Source organism: Segatella maculosa OT 289, from assembly GCF_000243015.1.
Classification (GTDB): Bacteria; Bacteroidota; Bacteroidia; order Bacteroidales; family Bacteroidaceae; genus Prevotella; species Prevotella maculosa.
The window spans coordinates 223131-247565 of sequence record NZ_JH594504.1; the positions used below are offsets into that span (position 1 = coordinate 223131).

Consider the following 24435-nt stretch of genomic DNA (forward strand, 5'->3'; position numbering starts at 1 on the left):
TTTCCCCTTTTCCTTTGCATTCCGACCGATTTATTGTAATTTTGCATGCAAAGAAAAGGAAAATAACGAATCAATGGAAGAAAAGAAGTTCAAACGCACCACGGTTACGGCGGCATTGCCCTATGCCAACGGTGGCGTTCACATTGGTCATTTGGCGGGAGTCTACGTGCCTGCCGACATCTACGTGCGCTATCTGCGACTCAAAAAGCAGGAGGTTGTCTTCATCGGCGGCAGCGATGAGCACGGTGTTCCCATCACCTTGCGGGCCAAGAAAGAGGGTATCACGCCGCAAGACGTGTGCGACCGCTACCATCAACTCATCAAAGACTCGTTCAAAGAGTTTGGTATCAGCTTCGATGTTTACAGCCGTACGACCAGCAAAACACACAACAAGCTGGCCAGCGACTTCTTTAAGAAGCTCTATGATGACGGAAAACTCATCGAAAAAGAGACCGAACAGTATTACGACGAAGAGGCCCATCAGTTCCTTGCCGACCGATATATCATGGGCGAATGCCCGCATTGCCACAACCAGAACGCCTATGGCGACCAGTGTGAGAAGTGCGGTAGCGACCTCAGTCCCATGGAACTCATCAACCCCCACTCCACGATTTCGGGCTCAAAGCCCGTCGTTCGCAAGACCAAAAACTGGTATCTGCCCCTCAACGACTATCAAGATTGGCTCAAGAAATGGATCCTTGATGAGCATAAGGAGTGGCGTTCCAACGTATATGGGCAGTGCAAGAGTTGGTTAGACATGGACCTTCAGCCGCGAGCCATGACACGTGACCTCGATTGGGGCATTCCCGTACCTGTCAAAGGAGCTGAAGGTAAAGTGCTTTATGTGTGGTTCGACGCGCCGATTGGCTACATCAGCAACACAAAAGAGCTGTGCGACGGTGCCCCGGAGCGCTTCGGAAGCTGGGAAAAGTGGTGGAAAGACCCTGAAACCCGACTCGTTCACTTCATCGGAAAAGACAATATCGTGTTCCATTGTATCATCTTTCCGACGATGCTCAAGGCGCATGGAGGCTACATTCTGCCCGACAATGTGCCGGCAAATGAGTTCCTTAACCTCGAAGATGACAAGATTTCGACGAGCAGAAACTGGGCCGTTTGGTTGCATGAATACCTGCATGAGCTGCCCGGAAAGCAGGATGTGCTGCGCTATGTGCTGACGGCTAACGCCCCGGAGACCAAGGATAACAACTTCACTTGGAAGGATTTTCAAGAGCGAAACAACTCGGAACTTGTTGCAATCTACGGCAATTTTGTTAATCGTGCACTGCAATTAACGAAGAAATACTGGGAGGGTGTGGTGCCGGCTTGTGGCGAATTGCAGGCTGTAGACCGCGCAGCACTCGATGAATTCAAAGACGTGAAGGCAAAACTTGAGGCCTATCTCGACGCATTCAAGTTCCGCGAGGCCCAGAAAGAGGCTATGAACTTGGCGCGAATCGGCAACAAATACATCACAGAATGCGAGCCGTGGAAAGTCTGGAAGACCGATCCGAAGCGCGTAGAGACCGTTCTTTACATCTCACTTCAGCTCGTTGCGAACCTCGCCATCGCCTTTGAACCGTTCCTACCTTTCTCATCCAAGAAGCTGAGAAGGCTCATCAACATGGCCGATTTCAACTGGAGTGAACTCGGAAGCACCGACCTTTTGAAGCCCGGACACCAGCTTTCGGAACCCGAACTGCTGTTCGACAAGATTGAAGATGACGTCATTCAGAAGCAACTCGACAAGCTTTCGGCCACCAAAAAGGCCAATGAAGCGGTCGCTTACAAGGCCGAACCGGTGAAGAAAACGGTGGCTTTCGACGACTTCGAAAAGCTGGATATCCGCGTGGGACACGTGAAAGCGTGTTGCAAAGTGGCCAAGAGTAAGAAGCTTCTTCAGTTCACTATCGACGACGGAAGCGGCACCGACCGTACCATTCTCAGCGGAATTGCGGCCTATTATGAGCCGGAACAGCTCGTAGGAAAGGACGTTCTCTTCGTTGCAAACTTCGCTCCGCGCAAGATGATGGGCATTGAAAGCCAAGGAATGATACTTAGTGCGGTCAATTTTGACGGCAGTTTGAACGTCACGACCACCATCGGAGCGGTTAAACCGGGCAGTCAAGTGGGTTAATAAGGTCTGTACGGACGCACGACCCGTGTGTTCCGACAGACAAAAACGGCTGATAAAAAGAATTGAACCCATCATGCCAATGAAACGAAAACGCATTCATCTGTCGTTATTCCTGCTGTTTGTAGCCTGCAACATGGCTGTGGGTCAGGCATCGAACGGGCTCGACGAGTACGGCTACGATGCCCATTCGGACACCACAGCATGCTATCTTGGCCGCCCCATTCAGCATTTGACCCACTTTTCGGGCGACACTTTGCGACTGAAAAACGGCTGTCCAAACTCCTATCAAGGCTATCATAAGTGGCAAGGGTTCACCATTTCAGACTTTTATGTGACGCAAGATACTGTCTCATTCAAGGGCATGCATGCCGCAATCCTGTCGCCCGTGACAATGACCCTCATGCAAGACAACCTTCAAGACAGCCTGTTTACCGACCGCTTGCTCATTATCTCATGTGAGGGAAAGTGTTGGGTCTACCCCTATTTTATCCGCAACATGGAGGCTTCCAACATCATGTTCAAGGAAGAATTGGCTGCCGATGAGGACGGTATCACGCTACATTACGAAGCCGGAAACGGCTGGAAATATTCCTATACCATCACGATCGGGGTGTGTTTTGGGGAACCTTGCCTGCTCGAATTGGCGGTTTTCGAACATTCTCCGGGTGCAGAATACCAGTCGGTTCGCGACTTCTACTTTGGAAACGACTACGAATGCTTTCCTGTCAGCCGCTACCGGCGTGACTTCCCCATGCTGCTCAGGGCCGGAGACATCGACAAGTTCTACGTTGACTGACCGCCCTCGCATCGCTTGAAGCTGTAAGTTGAAAATCGATTGCTCCCGCCTTGAGAATCAATTACGGTCACCCTTAAAATCAATAGCTTTCACCCTGCATTCCAATCTCACCCATTTTGCCGCGCAATATGGGCCATATTATCGTTTAATATGGCTGAGATTACATGGTGAAATGGGTGAGATTAGAACACAACATTAAGTAATTGATTATCATTCGAATGCATGTAGGGACCTTGGCTTTGGAGTTTGACCATTGAACTTTGAACTTTAGGATTAGTCTTATTATGAAGATGATTTGCAAACAAGAGGCCTGTAGGGACGCACGGTCCGTGCGTCCGCGCCCTAATCATCGTGTATTTGTGTTTCATTCTCCTTGAACGGACGCACGAGCCGTGCGTCCCTACAGGCTTCTTGCTTGCAAATTATCTTGTCATTCAGCTAATCCTAAAGTTCAATATTCAAAGCTCAAACTTCAAAGTCTGCCAATCCTAAAGGTCAAACTTCAATGTTCAATGTTCAAAGTTAAGGTCCCTGCAGGTGAAAAGGAAAGAGATTGTGGAAGTTACTCCAGCAGGGCATCGAGCTTTTCGCTGAACTTCGGGTCGGAAGGACGGAAGGCATCGGCATCAAGAATAGTGCCGTCGGCCTTGATGAGCAGGAAACGGGGAATTGACATCACGCCGAACTCGCGCGAGATGAGGGCATCTTCCTCGCTGTTGGTAATGAATTGGGGCCACGCAGGACGGTCTTTCTGCAGCTTCGCCAGCCATGATTGCCGGTTCTTGTCCATGCTGATGCTGATGAACATCACGCGAGCATCGTTCTTATAATGCTCCACCTGACGGGCCAAAGCCGGGATTTCCATCATGCAGGGCACGCACCATGTGGCCCAAAGGTCGATGTATAGCGTCTTACCGAAGTAGTCGCTGAGGCGGTGTTGCTGCCCTTCGGGGTCGGAAAACGTCACGTCCGGGCACTTCATTCCACGCTTTGTGGCCTTCCGGGAACTGACGACAAACTCGTATTTCTGCACGATATTGCTGTCAGCTTTGGCCTTAACTACGGTCCAGAACGCATCGGTTTGGTCGGCAGGTATCTGTCCCAAGACGGTGCCAACCATGCTTTCCATGAGCTCGTTCCGTATTTTTGGGTTGGCAATATGGGCGTCGACAGCCGTCAAATAGGCTGCCCCATACGCGCCGATTGAGGTTTCTTGCGTTGCAGGAGGCATCTTACTAAGCACGAACATATCAATCAATCCGCGTTGAAGATACATGGAATCGTTTGGATTAATCTGCTTGATCAACGTCATATAACGCGCATCTTCGTTGGGATTTCGGCCGTACTTGTAGTCTTCATCGGCCGTGAGTTGGAGCCGATTGGCCAGATAAGCGAGGTTGATGTCGCGCAGATTGTCGGCCCGTTCGGCCGGTGTTTCGAGCTTTTCTGCCATTTTTACGAGCCGCTGATAGCGCATATCGAGTCGCCGACGGGCCTCTTCATGGGTGATGGTGTCGGTGGATTGGTTGGCCATTTCATAGCCCGTGTTCTTCTCGGGCACGAATTTAGCGAATTCATTGAAGAGCACCGACAGGGCCGTGTTGGCCCCTTTGTAGTCCACTTGCAGCTTTCCGCCCTTGCCACGTGTGAACTTTATGCGTTGCGTTTTGCCCGGTTCAACGACCAAGAAATAGGACGTTCCGTCGGCAAGGAGCAGTTGCAGCTGTGCCTTTTCCTTGATGCTTGGGTCGTCATAGACGGCAATTCCCTTCTGATTGAACGTGAGTTTATCGAGCGGTTGGGCCTCCGTCATGAGCATACTTCCGCTCAACAACGTGGTGTCCGAGGTTTCTATGACGGCCAACTGTGCGTGGACCAAGCAAGGAAAAAGAGCCAAAAGGCCGATTAAAATACGTTTCATATCGGGTTGTTCTTTAAAAATGCTTCGATTTCGTCAACGGTATGCAAGGCCTTCACCACCTTTCTGGCCGGAGAGACCAGTAGGAAATAGGGCACTCCGTTGCCGATTTGGTACTTCTGGAACAGGTCTTTATAGCCGCCGGGTGTCGTGCAATACTGCGGCCAAGCATGCGGATGCTTCGCCATTGCCCTGCGCCAAGCAGTGTCATTAGTATCGATGGAGAGCCCTATCAGGCTCACCTTACCTTTATATTCGGTCATCAGCCGTTGCAATTCGGGGAAGGCTGCGATGCATTGTCCGCACCAACTGGCCCAAAAATCAATCAAAACGAGTCCTTGGTCGGTCGGAATCTGATCTGAAAGGCGCATCACCTTGCCGGCCGTATTTTTGATTTCGAGGTCGATTAGTGGCGACCCTATGGTGGCTTTACGAGCCATTGCCACGCGCCATTGATATTCTTTCCAGCGCAAAGTGTCGGCCGGAACACCTGTGAGTGCCCGTCCCAAGCGTTCGACCTCACTGTCGGTGAGTCCGAACCCGGCTTTCAACATACCATTGACCAAAAAGGCCGAGACCACAGATTGTGGGTGTTTGTCAATGAACCGCCATGCAACAGCAGCGTCGCGCCAGTCGCCCAAGGCCATCAGTTCGTTACAATCGGCCTGTATCTGCGTGCCCGTCAGCTTAAAATCCGGCCCAATCGTGAGGTTTGCGTTACTGACAAAACAGTCTTCATAGTGCCATTTGATGGAGTCGTCAGGCCAATGATGCGCTTCAACGAGCTTGAGGTTGTTGGCCGTGAACGAGGCCAAAACGGGGTGTTTCACCTGCCCGTACAGTTCAAAACGGCCGTTTTTAACCACCGAAGTGGCCAGTTCTATAATCGAATCCTCCACGGCGTCGATGCCCACCTCGGTGCCGTCGGGCAGCGAGGGAATATAACCTTTGATGGTGAAACCGCGCTCTTGAGCCGTCAGCATCACCGTCCATAGCAGGAAAAGCGAAAGGAATATCTTTCTCATACGACAGGATTAGTTTGCATCGCGCACGCAACGTACGCTTAACATATTGTTGGTTTTAGTGGTGTGGCGGTAGACTTGACCGCTATTATAGCGTATCTTGCGAAACAAGGCCAGTCCTTCAGCGGGCGAAGTGGCCGTCCAATAGTAGCCCACGGCACCCATGAAGAAGAAGTGTTGGGCAAAGGAGGTGGAGTTTTTGTCGTGAAACCCAGCGTAAAGCAAGTTCAGTCCCGTCGCACTGTTAAGCACTTCGGCCTGTCCGTTGCCCCGCCAAAGGTCGCCGTCTGCCTGTTTCCGCGTCATGCCCAAGGCTGTTTCGAGTCGTTTCCAGTCCTCATCGGTGGGCAGTCGCCAGCCAGCCGGTGCGGCAGTCAGGGCTCCTTCATAGCTGTAGAGATAGCCATAGCGGGCCACGGTCCGTGCGTTAGTGGTCGTTCCGTTGTCGCCCGGCAGCTCTTGTGTGGCATAAATGCTGCGCGTGTTATCATCTCCTGTGTCGTAACGCAGGTTATCCGTCATCCAATCAAGGCCGCCCACAGAGACGTAATGATAGGTGTTGGCATCACGCGCATCAGTGAATGAGCCGCGTTTATTGGCACTCAAATCTACCAAAACGGGGGCTTCATCGCTGCCACATGCGGCGAGAAGCGGTGTCAGCAGACCTATCATCAGGTAAAAAACAGTCTTCTTCATCATGCACTTTATCTAATATAACCCAGTTCGTTGAGGACTTCTGTCATCAATCGATACTTTTCAATGATTTTCGGATAGCTTAAATAGGTGGTTTCCACAGCGTCGGCAGTTGCTTCGAGAGCCAATGCAACGTAGGCTGTCACATCTTCGGACACCGTAGGATAGGCTCCGAAAAAGGGGTAACCATAGGAATAGTGAACGGAAATAAAGCCTTTGGCATTCATCAGTGACATGTTCTCGGCCTCGTTTGCTGGAGTCGGACCGTCATAAAGACCGCCATAGGCATCTTTACTGACCGCTTTAAAGGCATCAACCTTGCCACCGCTCTGCAATACAATGGCGTTTGAGAGAATGCTTTTCAGTAAGGTTTGAGCATAAGTTTTCCGCTCTTCCGGATCGGAAGGAACACTTTTCATGGCGATAGCCGTGCTCCTAACGCCCGTAACCAGCTGTGGAGTGTCGCTTTCGTCGTAGTTCTGATAGAACGATGTGCCGTTTCTTGTCCACCGATGAATGCCACTAACGAGCAGAAAAGAGAACGGACGGAGCCGCTTTCCCAAGTGGGGAAGGAGGTCATGCTCGATAAATCGCGCGGCATTTTGCTTCTCGTTGAACGACGAAAGATAGTCGTAGGTATAGACGATGTTGTTCTCTGCGGCCGTCATCACATAACCGTTGTCTAACAATTCGCCGTTAGCGAGCGTATCATTGAAGAGCAGATAGCTGCCGTTTTTGTCGTGAAAGTCGCGCCGGAGCCGTGTATCAGGCCTGTTGTCTGCCGCAGAAACCACGAAAGGATCAGTGTCGGCATGGCTTGGAGTGAGGGCATCTTCGCCGGTACAAGCCGTAAATAGTAGGGCAACGGCAAAGAGGGCAAGGCATGGTTTGCGTCTTTTCATATCGTTGTTGCTTGAAAATCGGGTCATAAAGTCTGTGTTGTATGGGTACGTTCACCGCGCGGGTTCTGCGGCATTTGGTTGAATTCTCTGGCCGATTCGGGTATCGGAAGCGTCCAACCCCAGTCACCGGGCGTCAATGTAAAGGTGTGCAAGGCTGTCTTAACGTCGGAGTCGCGCTGCTGATAGTAGTAATAATGATGCGTGATGGTAGCCGTTTGTGGGGCCGTTTTACAGACGGCATAGCGACGAAGGTCGAACCATCGGTGGCCTTCGAGCAGCAGTTCGCGAGCCCGTTCTTCGCGAATGGCATGGATAAGTGGGGCACCCGTGAAGGTCAACCGATAGTTGCTACCCGATGCATAGCGCGACTTTCGCAGGGTATTCACGGCTTGTTGTGCTGCAACATCATGGCCCAAGCAAGCTTCGGCCTCTGCTAAATTGAGATAAGCCTCGGCACTTCGAAAGCAATTCTTATCTGAAATGTCGTTCGTTTGGTTCTGATAACCGTAGTAATAAACATCGAAATAGTATTTGGGGTCGGTCTCTGTGCGACTTGAAGCAGCTAAGGAAGCTGCGTTGGCAGGTAGTTTTTTATAGCCATGGAAGTCGCCGTTGGTCCATATATACCTTGTCTTTCGCAGGTCGTCGTTGGCATACAGCCGATAGAAAGCATCGGGAATTTGAAACGATTTACTGTAGTTGATGGTGTATTCCATCACGGAATTGCTACCCATCGAGAAGATTAGCTCGGGTGAAGTGGGCGAGATGATGCCGTCGGTTGTACTTAATCGCTTGAGATCGACCAGGCTCGGACGAGCCTCGATGACCTTTCGGGCATACTCGGCAGCCTTGTCCCAGTATTGCATATACAGGTAAACGCGACTCAATAACAGCCTGACGGCCGTGGCATCCGCACGATATTTCGATCGTTGCGCACCATATTCGGCCAGCTCGACCTCTGCCGTTTGAAGGTCAGTGAGTATGAGGTCGTAGCATTCCTGCACCGTATTACGGCCAAACCTACGGTCTTCCACCACTTCGGTTGTCTTCAATGGCACACCAAGGTCGGTTGTTGCAGTTGCCGAGTAGGGCTTTCCGTACATGTTCACCAGCATGAAATAGTAATAAGCACGCAGGAAACGGGCCTCACCGTCTACTTTCAATCGGCCTCGGCGGGCCTCTTCACCGGCCTCTTTCAGCGTTGCAGCCTCGGCAATGATATTGTTTGCCACGTTGATTCGGTTGTAATAGTCTTGCCAACTCTGGTTTTCTGTGTTGTAACCCGTATAGGTTTCGTTCTGCCCACTACGTGCCTGCCACGTGTAATAACCAAAGACTCGCTCCTTACCATCATAGGACATGTAACCCGAAATGACGCTTGTTGAGGTCTCATCCAGTTCATCTGCGAGGAAATGAAGGAAGTATTGAGGGTCTGAAACCGTTGATAATGTAGCGGCAGCATACAGGGGTTGATAGGCCGAACCTATAAGAAGCTCGTCCAAATCGCGCCATGATCGCACATAATCCGTGTCTTGTGAGTATTCTTTCAAGAAGTCTCCGCAACTTCCAAAGGCCAGCATTGCACAGCCTGCGAGGATATATTTGAAGCCTTTCATCGCTATTTTCTTTTCCGTTAAAACTGAATGTTCACGCCAAGGGTATAATAAGGAGTGTCTGAAAGCTGCACTTCGGCAAAGCCACTCTGCATGGGTGTCTGTCCTTTGAGCCTGTTATCGCACCACGTATAAAGGTTGTTTCCCGTCAAAGAGAGAGCGATTCGCTGCACACCCCACTTCATCAAGAGGGCGAGGGGTAGCTCATAAGTGAGACTGAGAGAGGCCAATCGCAGATAATCGGCACTGACAACGCGCACGTTACTGTAGTCGTACATCGTCCAAAGGTCGGTCCCTAACTTCACGCCCTTATAGTTATCGCCATTGAACCAAGGCTGGGCATACTGATAAAAGTTGGGAGAACTGGTGCTCATAATCGATGGAATGTCTGTCAAGCGCTCGTCTCCGGGTCGCTTCCAACGGTCGAGTAGCGCGCGGTTCAGATTGTATTCGGGATAGATATAGCCCGGTCCTGTATTGCTACCTGAGCCTTGATTGAACACTTTGAACAGGCGGATCTTCTTTCCCAAGGCGTAATCCATGAGCAAACCCAGCCGCCAATGCTTGTAACTAAGAGTGGAACTGAAGCTCCCGGTGACGTCAGGATCGCGCTTTCCACTACGTTCAAGCACCCTCATGGCAGTCTCATACTTATTCAATCCCACAAGTTCATGGGCCCTATCTTGCCAATCATCGAACATAGGACCACCGTCCTGAGGGTTCAATCCCACGAAACGATAGGAGTAAAAAGTGCCGATAGCTTGTCCATTAATGATAGCCGTTCCTGCCAAATAGTCGCTGATTTCGTAGGCATCTTCGCCAGGAATGGTGTTCATTCTGTTGATGACTTTCGAGAAAGATGCCGAAAGTAACCAGTTCCAATCACGTGTTTGGACGGGTGTTGCCGTGACGGAAAGGTTGTAACCTTTATTGATAATGCGACCCGAATTGACGTAATAAGCCGAATAACCATTCACATCAGAGATGGTTTTATTCATAAAAGCGTCGGTTGTTTTCTTGTAGTAATACTCCAAAGAGAGTAGCAGTCGGTTATGAAAAAGGGCGGTCTCGATGCCCGTGTTGAACGACTTTGTCTTCTCCCAACGCAGGTCCGGATTGGCAAAACGGTCCACTTCGGATATCATTTCACCGTAGTGTGTGTCGTAAGCTCCCTTCTTTACGGTCAGCTTAGGGGTCTGTCCTTCGAGCATATTGCCCTGTCCTCCATACGAAATCTTCCAAACCAAAGCATCTAACCAAGTGGCTTTGAGGTCTGATATACGCTTGATATTGGCCAAACCCGACACGGACCAAACGGGCAATATCTTCTCATTACTGCGGTCACCGAAGCGGTTTGAGCCGTCATAACGGGTGTTGGCGTTCAGTGTAAACAGCTCTTTATAGCTGTAAGATGCCGTACCATAGGCCGAAACGAGGTTGGTTAGATTGTCAGTAATGACCGGAACATTCCGCCCAAGCCACCTCAAATAGGCTGCATACTTATCGGGAATCTCTGCCGTGAACCTCTTTCCTCGGTCGGCATAGTAGCCACGTTGCGTGAAAAGATTACCCATATAATGGGTCGAACTCGCCTCTATACCCACTGCAATATTGAGGTTGTGGTGACCTTCGGGACCGAAGTTCTTGTTCAGATTGCCCTGTAGGCGTACCGTCCAATCACGCTGATCAATGTCGTTTTCAGAGAGTTCTCCGCCAAAAGGCATCTCACTTGTGGACGGAGCCTCTATACCGTAAGGCGACTGACGCAGTGCGGCTGCATACCAACTCTTCTCACCATGCCAGCCCTCAATGTTCGTATCCGAGGTATTAAAGGCCAGAATAGCATTGAAATTCAGCCAATCCAGCGGTGCATAACGCAGGTTGGCCGTAGCCTTGAAGCCGTTAGTTCGCTGGCGCACATAGCTGTTATCGAGTTCGTTAAGGATATTGAAATCATACGAACCAGAGCCAACTGACATCTTTTTATAATAGAAATAGCCGCTTTCCGTATGAGATGGGATTACCCGACTGGTGTTATAGGCATAGTCGATGGGCGAAACATCGCTCTGATCGTAGCGGCGTTTATCGGTGTGCATACCCAAATTGAGACTCAATTGGAATTGGTTGTTGAGCGTGAAGTCAAGGTTTGCGGCCGCTGTATAGCGGTCGTTGCCGTTGCGGTTGATGACATCATTGTCGTTGGTGTAGCCCAATGAGGCGTAATAACGGAACTTATCAGCACCTCCAGAGAGGTTGATTGAGTGGTCTTGTGAGAAAGAATCACGTGTCAGAAGCTTGAACCAATCCGTATTTTGCACCTCGGCTGCGGCCACAGCTGCCTCGAATTGGCTCCTGTTATAGGTGCCCCCGTAATACTTCTGCAGGGCATCTTCATAGCCAACATAGGTCATATTTGAGGGAAAAGTATAGTGCATTGCAGCCAAATCCCTTGACACTTGCGTGCGCTCTTTGGCGTTCATTAGGTCGATTTTCCGGTCACTATAGCGCGGACGATGGCGGACTGTACCCGTGAAATTGTAGGAGATGACGGGCCTACCTGCCCGTCCTTTCTTCGTTGTTACAACGATAACGCCATTCGCTGCACGCGTTCCATAGAGTGCTGTTGCAGCCGCATCCTTCAGCACATCGATGCGTTCAATGTCCTGAGGATTGATACCTGAGATGGCATTCCCTATGCGATTGACGTAGTCGGGGTCGTTGATAACGTCGGAAGTCAGGTTAACCGGGTCGTTAACAATAATGCCATCGACCACCCAAAGCGGCTCCCTATTGCCGATAAGTGTGCTCACTCCGCGAATACGTATCTTCGGTGTGGCATTCACTTCGCCGCTCGTTGTGGTGAGAACGAGGTCGGGTATGCGCCCCTGCAGCATCTTATCGACCGACGAAACGCCTGCCCGGGCGATGTCATCCATCTTGACACTCGAGACGGAACTCGTCAGATTGCGGCGGTCTATCTGCTGATAACCCGTCACAACCACTTCTTTCAACGTGGCTTTATCGTCTTCCATGATTACAATGACATCTTTTCCGGCCTTTACGGTCAGTGTCTGAGGCTTGCAACCAATGTAGGAAAACGTCAGTTTCAGGCTTTGGTTCTTACCCACGGGCAGTGCGAACCGGCCATCATAGTCGCTGGCTACGCCCCCATTCTTGGTACCATCGATGCGTATGGTGACGCCCGGAAGCGGCTGACCGGCCTCATCGAGTACCTGTCCTGCCACTTCGTTATCGGCCTGTTGCACCGTTTCTTGCGGCTTGCTTACTGCTGCGTCGGCTTCGACATGGGCCGTCATGCCTGCAAACAAGCACAGCCATAAACACGTTATTCTATTCATCTGCATCTTCATTATGTCTCTTCTGCGATGCACAGCGGCCTCCGCTCCCTCGTAGCCTCCCTCGTTTGCGAGGGGGAACACGACCATCGCGAGTTACGATTTGATATGCAAAAGTAACGAAAATCAGTGAAACACACAAGAAACACCCCAATAAAGTAACGAAACCAAACCGCCGACGCATCACAGTCCAGTTCATCAAGCTGTGCAATCCCTATGAAACGGTATTGCTATTTCAGCCATTTCGCTGCACAATATCAGCCATATTGTCGTGCAAAATGGCCCATATTAGACGCTAAAATGGCTAAGATGGAAACGAAAGGTATAAGCCGTTGATAATCAGCATGTATAGGAGTAGCTTGTCCCTTCCATCATTTTACGCATCAACCCGCCCACGACAGGCATGTAGGGACGCACGGTTCGTACGTCCGCTCCATTAGAATTGAAAACATATATGCATGGTTGGTTGAGCGGACGCACGAACCGTGCGTCGCTACATACCTCTTGTCAACAATCCATCTTAATAATAAGACTAATCATAAAGGTCAAAGTTCAATGGTCAAAGTTCAAAGCCAAGATCCCTACATTCGCATCGACAATCAACGTGTTTACCCGTTTTCTATCGACAGGTCAGCTATACCCTCTTTTGAAGAGGCTGGAGAAGCCTCTTGGGAGGGCTGAAATGGGCCTGAAGATTCAGGAGCGTCCTGCCAATAAACAAAGCAAATGTATCAAGTTGTTGCAATAATTTGATACAAAGGCTTAAGGACGGTCTGCCAATTCCACCTCGCATACATCTTCGACGCGCTTGCCTTCCTTCACGGCCGTGGCCACAAGGCGGTTCAATCCGGGCTGAAGCGTGACGCGGAACGTGCAGAGCGAGATGTCGTTCGGGGCGAGAGAGGCTATCGGTTTGCCGTTGAGTGAGAGGGCAACCTCGCTGCAATTTGAGAACACCCACACCTCCGTTTCGGCCTTTTCGTGCCGGGTGCAGCGCTTTCCGGCAATGAAAACCATCGGTTCGGTGGTCCAATTGGCCTTGTAGAAATAATAAGCATCTTTCTTGATATGGCGGTCATGCGTTACCAATCCCTTGTCGTTGATGCCCGGACGGTCGCCTTCTGTGCGGTGAGCTGCGCCGAAATCGAACATGTTCCACACGAAAGAGCCCCACAGATATGGGCGATGTGAGATGATATCCCAATTGCGAATGTGATAGAACGTCTGCCAGTTTTCGGGGTGCCACCAGCTGTTCGGCCGGGGTTGACGCAGCGAATCCTGCTGCTGTCTGACCGATGCTCCCGCGCCATATTCGCTCAATGCAATGCGCAATTGGGGGTGTTCGGCGTGCATTTTGTCGAGGAACGTGGCCAAAGTCGAGGGCGTTGAGCCATACCAACCATCGTAACGGTTCCACGCCATCACGTCGGTTATGAAGTTCATGTCGCCATCTTGGTTGCTTGCACAGGTGGTCAGGCGCGTGTTATCCTCTACATGTGCGATGTTATTCAGCTCTTTGATGTAGTCAACGGGGTTGTCACCGTCGTACTTAAGTTCGTTGAACAGTCCCCAGAAACAGATGCTCGGGTGATTGAAATGCTGCCGAATAAGCTCGCGAAGTTGCTGTTTTCCGTTCGCACGGAAGGCCTCGCTATCGACAAATCCCTTGTCAGCATAGCCGCCGGGGCCCACAAATGGTATCTCTGCCCAAGTGACTATGCCGGCCCGGTCCATTTGTTCGTAGGTGTAAGCCGACTGCGGATAGTGGGCCAACCGAACGGCATTGACACCCATTTCGCGCATCAACCGCACGTCTTCCTCGATGTCTTGCGGTGTGAGGGCATTGCCCACGAGGGCCCGTTCCTGATGTCTACAGACACCATGCAACGGCAGGTGACGGCCATTGAGGAAGAAACCGCGGGCTGGATCGACATGGAACGAGCGCAAACCCAGAGGCTGTTCCACCTCGTCGAGCAGCGTCTTGCCTTGCCACACGCACACTTTCACCTTATATATATAGGGGTCTTGCGTGCCGTTCCAAAGGTGAGGCTGAAGAATGGTGAATGGAATCGTGAGTTTCTGCAGGGTGGCATGCGCACTAACCTTCACGGTTTTCTGTTGCTTTGTCACGGCCTTTTCGCCGGAGAAAGCCTCGACTGTGACGCTGATCTCCTGCGTCTTGTCGGTGCGGTTGGCCAACATGATGTCGGTATATACGTCGGCTTGCCGGTCATCGACCTTCGTCTGACGCAGGTAAACGCCTGGCGAAGCGTAGTCGAGTGGCGAGATACACACGTCATTGGTGAGCATCAAGGCCACCTCTCTGTATATTCCGCCATAGAAATTGAAGTCACCCACGAGCGGCATCACGTCCAATTGCTCGGCGTTGTTGACCCGAACAAGCAGCTTGTTTTCGGCACCATAGGTCACAAGGTCGGTCAGTTCGAAGATGAAAGCGCCGTATCCTCCGCGATGTTCTCCCACGTGTTTGCCATTCAAAAAGAGGTCGGTAACGGCATTGGCTCCCTCAAATCGGATGAAGATACGCCTGCCTTTCCACGCCATGGGCACGCGGAATGAACGGCTATAGTTGCCTATTCCGCGTTTATAGTCGGGCTTTCCGCTGAGTGCATCCATGGCATTCCACGTGTGTGGAAGGCTGACTTGCTGTCCGCTTTCCTTGTGAACTTCGTGTGAAAAGCGGAACTTCCAGTTGTCATTGATAGGGATAAGGGTTCGTCCGGCCTGTGCCATAAGGCCGCAAAACAATAACGAAAAGAGCAGAAGCCACCGCTGTCGCGATGGACTTCTGCCATGATTGAATTTGTGATAAGTAGACATGATCATCGTATTAATGGTTTTCCCGACTGATGGTGCAGCGATATGTGCCCTTCAGTGTCTGTTCTTTGGCCGTGAGGGTGATGCGGTAGACGGCGTCGCCCCACACCTTTGACAAGCGAGGATCGGTCAAATCGATTTTCTCGATGGCCGGAGTGAACGTGGCATCATCATAATTCAGCACGGCACTCACGCCGTTCACGCGAATACGAATGCGTCCTTTTTTGCTCGTATCCACCTCGCCCCACGTCATAAAATTGAGCTGGTTGGCAGCCTTTTTCTCCTTTAACGTGAAGTCATCAGTGACAATCAGGCTGTTATTTTTCAGTTGATAAGAACGCAGCCAAGCGTCTATCGCCGCCCCTGCAGGGTAGGCTTGCGCGATGTCGGCAGTGAAAAGGCACTGCTTCTTGTCGACACTCACCTTGCCAGCCTTATAAGATGCGCCGAAAACCTCGGGCTGCCCATTGATTATTGGCAGATTGTGATAGTTGCTTTGCATGGTCCAAATCGAATAACGCTCACGGCTGAACGTCTTCCGCGTATAGGTTCCCACGCCAACATCAATCATAACGGGCAGATTGTCGATGGCAAGAATAAAGCTTCCCACGTCGTTGTGGTTGTGACTTTCATTGTTGTGACCACCTTTGGCAGCAAGGAACATGTGCCCGTTTCGCATATAGCAGAATTGGGTTTCAGGATACCACACGAAGTTCTCTGGCTGATAGGAAGCGACATCGCTATCCAAGAGCGGGCGATAGGTGAGATTGCCGAGTTCTTGATACAGGTCCAGCCAAGTCCAAGGCCGTGTCAGCGGGTGAGCCTTAGCCCGCATGACTGCCATGCCACGCATTGTCGGACTGTTTACCGACACACCATATCTATAAATAAGCATCGTATTGAGTTCTCCGGCCTTTGCCGAAGCATCGGCAAAGTTGACAACCCATTCGTCTCCGATATACGAAGCCGTGATATATTCGCCCATCTTCTTGATCAACGGACTGTGGAAAATGTTGACTTTGTCGCCGGTAATCAGTGATAAAGCCGTAAGATACTCATAAAGTTTACCGACCGCATGGCCCCAATAGGTTGGTCCTTCCTCGCAGGCACCGTCGCCTTTCACGTAGTTCAGGTATTGATCAACGGATTGCATGGACAGATAAACAGCCTTGGCCAGCACGTCGGGATTGTCTTCCAGTAGCATGAAGCAAAGCAAGGCATTGGCATTGCACCACGGTGTCCAGTTGTTGAGCAATCCATCCTGCTTGTAGTTCCTTGCCATCCACCAAAAATCGTTGCGCTTGAGGAAAGGCGTAAGTTCTCGCTTCTGCAACTCGTAACGCAACCGAGAGGTAATCATCGGATCAATCTTATCAAACGGTTTCTTCAAGAAGTAGTAGGTCCACGCAAGCATTTGAGAAACGTCTCCTTGGCGCAGCTCAAGAATGTCCTCTCTGTAATCAGGCATGGCCCGTTTGCTCTTTTGAGCGCCGAAAAGATGGGCCGACTCTGCCCACGAAGTCATCTCGCAGAAGAACATGACACCGTTTATCAGGTCGTCTATGAAGCGTCCCTTGCCCTCGGCAAGCTCGGCTACAAGCAAATGACTAAAGACTTTGATGTTTTGATTATAGGTGTCTTGCATGGAGTTTCGGCTGCCCGAGCGTTCATATTCCAAATAATCGGTCGCCCGGATAACCTGCCAGTGATAGTCAAGAAACTTCGAACCGGCCTCTATGATGGCTTCTTTTTCCTTTCCGAAAAGCTGATCCCAGTCTGCACGGTCAGCGTATTTCGGGAACGGAACCCATGCTTGTTTCATAACAAGTGAGTTACGTATCAGGGCTTCAGAAGCTGCATTTTGCAACAAATTCCGCTGTTCATAGCCCCAAGATGACAAGAGAACCATGAAAAGCAGACATATTGTGAAGACTGTTTTCTTCATCGTTTTGATTTTAAAAAGCTAAATCCCGCACAGATTCACATCTCTCGGGAAATATAATCCATGTTTATATATAACCTAAAACTACCAATCCGGATTTTGAATGAGGGCTTTGTTCTTCTCTATCTCGTCTGCCGGTATCGGCCAAAGATAGTCACGTTTCTTTACTGAACGTGTGTAACGGAACTTCCCAGTGATATCGCTTTCCTTGCGTTTATCAAGTGTTTCGAGTAGATTCCAGCGCTTCATATCACTGAAACTCCAGCCTTCTCCTGCCAGCTCCACAGCCCTTTCGTGTCGAATTCTTTCGAAAACTTCGGCCTTGGTGGTGGCTTTCAGATAGCTTGGACCACTGTTAATGCCCGGCATTTCAACGCCTTTACGTGCCCTGACTTGGTTGATCAGTGCCACAGCTGCACTCTGATTGCCCAACTCATTCTGGCATTCGGCCATCATCAACAGCACGTCTGCATATCTGATCAGCGGGAAATTGATCGGCGTGTGTTCCTTGTTATTGATGGCACCGCCCATGTTTCCCTCGGCAACAAACTTGCGCCAGAGGTAGGTTTCATAGTTTCCATTGACACGAATATAGCCATTTCCACTTGTGATAGACGGTGCAATGACAAACTCGCAGTCCTCCGGAGCGTTGGCATACCAGCCGTTGTAGCGTGTATAAGGCAGGATAACGGTCATGTTCATACGTGGGTCGCGTTGCTGATACATCTGCAACAACTTGGCTTTCCCTGCCGGATAGGCTGTCACCTTGCCCTCTGCAAGAGTCGCACGGAACGTCTTCACCTTGATATCATTGTCGGTTTTGATGCCCGGGAACCAATCATCCCAATCGAACGGACGGCCGTCTTTATACTCATAAGTATCAACAAAGTAAGGTGAAACCATCACATTATTCCAACAACTGCCATAAGATTCGCGTGTTCCCATATAGAAATTCATCGGCATTCCATGGTCTGTTCCGACGCCACCCATGTTCTGTATGGCGAAAATCATCTCGGAACTCTCGTCCCCACCGGGTTTGAAAAGACCGGCATAATCGTCATAAAGCGCGTATTTTCCTGAAGCAACGACTTGCTTAAAGCTATCCAAAGCCTTCTGATATTCCTTGGCATAGAGATAAACTTTGCCCGTCAATGCAATCGCAGCATACTTTGTGGCGCGTCCGTAGTTGGTCTTATCCCATGCTTCGGGCAGTTTATCAATCGCCTCGGCAAGGTCTTTCAGCACGAATTCACGTACTTTTTCAATCGGCTCACGCGCATTTTTCATATCACTATAGCTTTTGCTAACGACCACGCTCTCGTCATAAATGGGCACACCGCCAAAGAAATCCATCAGTGTGAAGTAATAAAGGGCACGCATGAACTTGGCTTCTGCCTTGTATTGTACCTTAAGTTCGTCGGCCATTTGGCAGCGGTCTACATTCTGCAACACGCCATTGGCACGTGCAATCCCCTCGTAGAGGTTTTTCCATTTGTTCAATACCCAATCGTTCTTCACATCATATGTGCCACGTTGGAACGTTTGATAAGAAGGTGGGTCATATCCCATTGCAATACCTCCCAAACCGTCCATGGAAAACTGAAGACCGAAGACATTATCATTCTGCATCTGACTATAGACAGCCATCATGGCCTCCTTTGCGTGCTCTTCGTTTTTATAGAATTGCTTAGAACTTAACTGATCGGCAGGAACTCGGTCCAAATCATAGCATCCCGACAAGGATATTGTCATGGCAAATGCTACGAGTATGATATATTTCTTTTTCATATTACAGCGTTTTTAGAATGATACATTCAGGCCGATTACCGCCTGTTTCATTGAAGGATAGGCTATACCACTGACTTCGGGGTCAAATCCATTGTACTTAGTGAACGTGAAGAAGTTCTCCAAACTGCCATAAAGACGGATTCTTTCGATATGGAATTTTGTGGTCAGCACCTTCGGCAATGTATATCCCAACTGGATATTACGGATTTTTACAAAGCTCTTGTTCTCCAAATAGAAGTCACTCTGCTGGGTATTCAGCTTATCTTGATATTCCACAAGTCGAGGATAAGTAGCATCGGTACGGCCTTCATACCAACGTCCGTCGGCAATCTTCTTGACAATTTGATAGCCATAACGTACGGTCGGCGTGTTATAACCAACGTTTTGCCAATATACCTTAGCCCCGAATGAACCTTGTATCAGCATTGAAAAATCAAAACCTTTCCAACCAGCGTTAAGGTTCAAGCCCATCATGAACTTCGGATTCGGTCCATCACTGACGATTTCCTTATCGTTATTGTCAATAATTCCGTCGCCGTTGACGTCCTTGTAGAGCAGGTCACCTTTCTTAGGTGTACCGAAAGCCGCAAATGGGTTGACTCTATTTCCGTCTTTCCCTATGGGTGCATTATCGATAAGTTCCTGCACACGCTTCATATCTTCATCGGTCTGAAGCAGTCGTTCTACCCGCAACAGATACTGAGAATTGATGCTGTGGCCTTCCCAAATCAGGTTGGCACCATTGATAGACATACCGCCTTTATCCGTTCCCTTGAACTTGTTTACCTTGTTCTTGATAAATGTAAAGTTGGCCGTTGCTCCATAAGTGAAATCACTTACTTTATCTTGCCAGCCCAAGGTTAATTCTAAGCCTTGATTGGTTACCGTGGCACTGTTCATCTTGGGTAGGCTTGCCGTACCATGGACTGCTGGTGCAGGTAAATCGATAAGAATATCCGTCGTACGTTTATTGAAGTAATCGATAGTCCCAGTAAGTCGGTTTTTGAAGAAGCCAAAGTCAACACCTAAGTCGAATACTTTCGTAGTTTCCCATGAGAGTTGTTCGTTGGCCAAAGCAACCTGTGCCATACCCGTCACCATTGAATTGCCCAAGACATAGTTCAAAGCACCTTTATTACTTGTGTAAAGTGATTGAGAGTCATAGTTTCCTACCGAATTGTTTCCCAGCGAACCGTAGGATACACGCAGTTTCAAGTTGCTCAATTGCTCATTGAGTGCACCCTCCATGAAGTGTTCTTGATCGATACGCCAGCCTGCCGAAACCGATGGGAAGTATCCCCAACGCTTATTAGAACGGAACCTTGACGAACCATCGGCCCTGAGATTGAACTCCAACAGATATCGATCTTTCCAGTTAAGATTGAGTCGGCTGAAGAAAGAACGCATCGCCCACTCCGTCTTACCACCGTTTGCACTGGCTTGTCCCATAGCCCCATCGAGGGCATCCATGCTGAGGTCTATCATATCCTGCTTGGTAACATCAAGCGTCTTCGACCGATAAAGTTCCTGACTGGCACCCAACATGAAGTTCATGGCCAGGCTCTTCTTGAAGAACTTATTCTCATAACGCAACACGGCATCATTGAAATAACGTTCTATCTTACTAATCCCATGATAGAAAGTAAACTTATTCTTCGAAGAGAACGTCTTCTGCCCGGTCAGGAAATTCCAACCTTCTTGTATAACAGGCTTGCGTGTCACTTCTCCGTCAACCATCTCATACGAATAACTCAATGCCAACGAAAGCCCTTTCATCGGTTTGATGGTGGCAAGGAAGCGCGGATGGAAATTATTCTTGCGATTCATTCCTGCCCAAAAATAGGAACGTATCACAGGATTATTAACTGCACACTGTGCAGCATCTTCTTCATTGTTCACAGCACCGAATCTTCCATCGGGAGCACGGAACACCATACCGGGTGTTGTACCTTTAGAATATTTGAAGACGTTTTCCATTTCATTATATCCCGGCTGCATGTCTGACACATAGCCACTCATTTGGAAGCCGACATTAAGCCATTTGGCCACATCCGCACTCAGATTGAGTCGCCCGTTGTACTTCGTGAAGCCTGCATTATACATCACACCGGGGTTATTCAGGTAACCAAACGACCCATAGAACCTTATCTTATCGGAGCCTCCGGAAATCGAAACAACATGATTGGTCGAAACTGAGTTCTTAAATGCCTCGTCTATCCAGTCTGTATTAGGATATTTCAACGGGTCTTTCCCGCCGTCGTTCCGCCATGCGTCGATCATTTTCTGGCTGAAAACAGGTCGCTTGCCGCTGTTCCTGTAGCCCTCGTTCACCAACTCCATGTAGCGCGCATAGTCAGAGACAGGTGTCATGGTCTTACGGATAGACTCAAACGACACATATCCATTATAATCTACGTTGATTTTCCCGCTCTTTCCGCTCTTGGTGGTGATGAGGATAACGCCATTAGCCGCACGTGAACCGTAAATGGCAGCCGAAGCAGCGTCTTTCAACACTGAAATACTTTCTATATCCTGCGGGTTCACGGTATTGATGCCTGCTTCCGACCCATCAATGATAATCAATGGGGCCGAAGAGTTCAGGGTTCCCTGACCGCGCACCAGAATGGAAGCGTTGTCGTTACCGGGTTGGTTATGGTTAGAGGTGACCGACACACCCGATGCCAAGCCCGCCAAGGCCTGAGAAACATTGGTCAACGGACGGCTTTCTGCCAATTCCGACACATTGATGGCGGAAACAGCTCCCGTCATGTTTACTTTCTTCTGCGTACCATAGCCGACAACGACAACTTCGCCAAGCAGTTTGTTGTCTTCTTGCAGCGTGACAGCCACGGTCTTGCGTGCGTGAAGTTTGATTTCCTGCGTCGTATAGCCCACGCTTGACACGATAAGAACCGCATCGGGCGACGACACTTTCAACGTGAAATGACCGTTAAGGTCGGACACCGTACCGTTAGATGTCCCCTTTTCTTTGATGGTTGCACCGATCATCGGCCCCATAGCGTCCGATATGTTGCCCGAAACCGTAAAGCCTTCTTGCGTAGGCGCAGCTTTCAACACACTCGTACCGCCTGTCCTTTCCGGCGTCATACCTGCATGAACTGACAAAGATGTCAGCGCAAGTGCACAGAGAAAAGTCTTTCTCCAAGGTACATAATTGCTATTATTTCTCATAAAGTAAAATAAGTATTAGGTTAATAATACGATTGTTTTTCAACAGTTTTGATTGCAAAGATAACGTTCTGATTGCGTTTTAAGGGGTAATATCGTACAAAAAATGTACAAAATCGTCCGAAATTCACCCTGTCAACCTACAGATATCCATGCTTCAACCCGCATCTGTCGCTCCGCTAAGTTCGATTATCATACATATTGCTTCCAAAATCGTCCCGAATTGTCTCCAAGTATGGCCAACCTTGATTTATTAGGTATATCTTTGTAGTCTGTATCATCAACACAAACGCTATGAAACCTCTACAACCTACACCACCGGGCAACCTCTTCATGGCCGTCACGGCCCTGATGTTGCCTTCCACAGCATTCGCACAAGCGGGGCACACCCACACAGAACGTCCCAACATTATCCTCTTCATGGTCGACGACATGGGCTGGCAAGACACGTCACTCCCCTTTTGGAACCAGCGCACCTTCTATAACGACCGCTACGAAACGCCCAACATGGAACGCTTGGCGGCCCAAGGCATGATGTTCACACAGGCTTATGCCTGCCCCATCAGCTCGCCGAGCCGTTGCAGTTTGATGACGGGGAGCAACGCCGCAAGGCATCGGGTGACCAATTGGACGTTGGAAAAGAACAAATCTACTGACCTTAGTGACGATAGTTTGGCACTTCCCGACTGGAACTACAACGGTATCAGCCGCGTCGATGGCTGCCGAAACACCTACAAAGCCGTCTCGTTCGTCAACCTTTTGCAAGCGTCTGGCTACCATACCATACACTGTGGCAAGGCACATTGGGGCGCCAAAGACACGCCGGGCGAGAATCCTACGCACTGGGGCTTTGAGGTGAACATCGCAGGACACGCAGGTGGGGGGCCAGCCACCTATCTCAGCGAACGCTGTTTCGGCAACACTACCGACCCGAAAAAGCAACATAAGATGGCCATACCGGGACTTGAGAAGTATTGGAACACGGGCGTCTTCCTCACCGAAGCCCTGACTCGCGAGGCCATCTCGGCGCTCGACAAGGCCAAACGCTACAATCAACCGTTCTATCTCTACATGTCTCACTACGCCGTTCACATTCCCATCGACCGCGATCCCCGCTACTTTGCCAAATACCTGCGCAAAGGACTCTCCGAGAAAGAGGCTGCCTACGCCTCGCTCGTCGAGGGAATGGACAAGAGTCTCGGCGATATTCTCGACTGGCTCGACCAAAACGGCGAGAGCCGCCGCACCATTGTCATCTTCATGAGCGACAATGGCGGCTATGCCACAGGCACTCAGTGGCGCGACGAGCCCCTTTTCACGCAGAACTTCCCCCTGCGTTCGGGCAAAGGGTCCATGTACGAAGGCGGCATACGCGAGCCGATGATCGTCAGATGGCCGTCGGTTGTGCGCCCGAAATCGGTGTGCGGACAATACATTATGATTGAAGACTTCTTCCCCACCCTGCTCGAAATGGCGGGAATCAAGCACTATAAGGTGCCGCAGAAGGTAGACGGCAAGAGCTTTGTCCCCCTCTTGAAAGGACAAGAAAAGCCATCGCGCCGCCCACTCGTGTGGAACTATCCCAACGTTTGGGGCAACACGGGACCGGGCATCAGCCTCAACTGCGCCTTGCGCGAGGGTCCTTGGAAGCTCATCTACAATTACAAGACGCGCCGAAAAGAGCTCTATGACATTCCGAACGACATCGGCGAAGCACACGATCTTGCCGCCTCACGCCCTTCACTCGTGGCAAAACTCTCGAAGAAATTGGGCCGTTACCTGCGCAAGATGGGTGCACAACGCCCGTCAGACAAGCGTTCGGGCCGTCCATGCCCGTGGCCCGACGAACCATAAACGGCCACTCCACACCCCAAACCCCATCACAACGCGCCCGGCTTCCCGCAAGCCATGCGCGTTTTTTGTTGCTATCGCCCATCGAGCAGGCGCAATCCGCGCGTCCGCTCCGTTGGGAATGTAAGTCGATATGCATCGGCTCGTGCGTCCGCGCAAGGTGAATGACAAGCAAACAGCGTGGTTGTTGAAACGAATGCACGCAGCGTTTTGAGCGGACGCACGAGCCGTGCGTCCCTACATGCCTTTTGTCTGCAAATCATCTTCATAATAGGACTAATCATAAAGGTCAAAGTTCAATGTTCAAAGTTCAAAGTCAAGGTCCCTACATGCGCTCGAGCAACTCACCACATGGGCCGCATTGATTACCAACGACTTACACCTTGCGTT

Annotated in this window: 14 protein-coding genes; 3 read left to right on the forward strand and 11 right to left on the reverse strand. The window is 50.2% G+C overall.

The window, feature by feature from the left end; all coding sequences use genetic code 11:
* Positions 1-73 precede the first annotated feature (73 nt).
* Both metG and HMPREF9944_RS08270 read left to right on the forward strand, forming a co-directional pair.
* Entirely contained in the window at positions 74-2137 is a 2064-nt protein-coding gene (gene metG, locus HMPREF9944_RS08265; RefSeq protein WP_008565708.1) for a methionine--tRNA ligase, read from the forward strand.
* A gap of 79 nt (positions 2138-2216) precedes the next feature.
* Positions 2217-2933 carry a hypothetical protein gene (locus HMPREF9944_RS08270; protein ID WP_044113530.1) on the forward strand — a complete coding sequence of 239 codons (717 nt, stop codon included), beginning with the start codon at positions 2217-2219 and terminating at the stop codon, positions 2931-2933.
* A 562-nt stretch (positions 2934-3495) separates the two neighbouring features.
* Here the strand turns inward: HMPREF9944_RS08270 and HMPREF9944_RS08275 are convergent.
* The 10 genes from HMPREF9944_RS08275 to HMPREF9944_RS08325 all read right to left on the reverse strand — a co-directional run bounded on the left by HMPREF9944_RS08275 (position 3496) and on the right by HMPREF9944_RS08325 (position 22197).
* On the reverse strand, positions 3496-4854 hold the full coding sequence (locus HMPREF9944_RS08275) for a TlpA family protein disulfide reductase (protein WP_008565710.1): 1359 nt from the start codon (positions 4852-4854) through the stop codon (positions 3496-3498).
* Positions 4851-5876, reverse strand: a complete 1026-nt coding sequence (locus HMPREF9944_RS08280) for a TlpA disulfide reductase family protein (protein ID WP_008565711.1) — start codon at positions 5874-5876, stop codon at positions 4851-4853. Before HMPREF9944_RS08280 ends, HMPREF9944_RS08275 begins: the two co-directional genes overlap by 4 nt.
* A 9-nt stretch (positions 5877-5885) precedes the next feature.
* Positions 5886-6572 carry a fibrobacter succinogenes major paralogous domain-containing protein gene (locus HMPREF9944_RS08285; RefSeq protein ID WP_244861139.1) on the reverse strand — a complete coding sequence of 229 codons (687 nt, stop codon included), beginning with the start codon at positions 6570-6572 and terminating at the stop codon, positions 5886-5888.
* Positions 6573-6577: 5 nt separating this feature from the next.
* Complete coding sequence (locus tag HMPREF9944_RS08290) at positions 6578-7468, reverse strand: hypothetical protein (RefSeq protein WP_008565713.1); 891 nt, start codon at positions 7466-7468, stop codon at positions 6578-6580.
* Between the two features lie 23 nt (positions 7469-7491).
* Complete coding sequence (locus HMPREF9944_RS08295; RefSeq protein WP_008565714.1) at positions 7492-9084, reverse strand: RagB/SusD family nutrient uptake outer membrane protein; 1593 nt, start codon at positions 9082-9084, stop codon at positions 7492-7494.
* 17 nt (positions 9085-9101) lie between these two features.
* Positions 9102-12440 carry a SusC/RagA family TonB-linked outer membrane protein gene (locus HMPREF9944_RS08300; protein ID WP_244861140.1) on the reverse strand — a complete coding sequence of 1113 codons (3339 nt, stop codon included), beginning with the start codon at positions 12438-12440 and terminating at the stop codon, positions 9102-9104.
* A 759-nt stretch (positions 12441-13199) separates the two neighbouring features.
* Complete coding sequence (lacZ4, locus tag HMPREF9944_RS08310) at positions 13200-15284, reverse strand: beta-glucuronidase LacZ4 (RefSeq protein ID WP_008565720.1); 2085 nt, start codon at positions 15282-15284, stop codon at positions 13200-13202.
* Between the two features lie 4 nt (positions 15285-15288).
* Entirely contained in the window at positions 15289-17220 is a 1932-nt protein-coding gene (locus HMPREF9944_RS08315) for a heparinase II/III family protein (protein ID WP_008565721.1), read from the reverse strand.
* Between the two features lie 81 nt (positions 17221-17301).
* Positions 17302-19005 carry a RagB/SusD family nutrient uptake outer membrane protein gene (locus HMPREF9944_RS08320; RefSeq protein WP_008565722.1) on the reverse strand — a complete coding sequence of 568 codons (1704 nt, stop codon included), beginning with the start codon at positions 19003-19005 and terminating at the stop codon, positions 17302-17304.
* Positions 19006-19017: 12 nt separating this feature from the next.
* Complete coding sequence (locus tag HMPREF9944_RS08325) at positions 19018-22197, reverse strand: SusC/RagA family TonB-linked outer membrane protein (RefSeq protein ID WP_008565723.1); 3180 nt, start codon at positions 22195-22197, stop codon at positions 19018-19020.
* Positions 22198-22488: 291 nt separating this feature from the next.
* Here HMPREF9944_RS08325 and HMPREF9944_RS08330 point away from each other — a divergent pair, with 291 nt between their 5' ends.
* A complete protein-coding gene (locus HMPREF9944_RS08330; protein ID WP_008565724.1) occupies positions 22489-24048 on the forward strand; it encodes a sulfatase in 1560 nt (519 codons plus the stop codon).
* A 71-nt stretch (positions 24049-24119) separates the two neighbouring features.
* Here HMPREF9944_RS08330 and HMPREF9944_RS13210 read toward each other — a convergent pair whose 3' ends face one another.
* Positions 24120-24308 carry a hypothetical protein gene (locus HMPREF9944_RS13210; protein WP_216594337.1) on the reverse strand — a complete coding sequence of 63 codons (189 nt, stop codon included), beginning with the start codon at positions 24306-24308 and terminating at the stop codon, positions 24120-24122.
* Between the last annotated feature and the right edge of the window lie 127 nt (positions 24309-24435).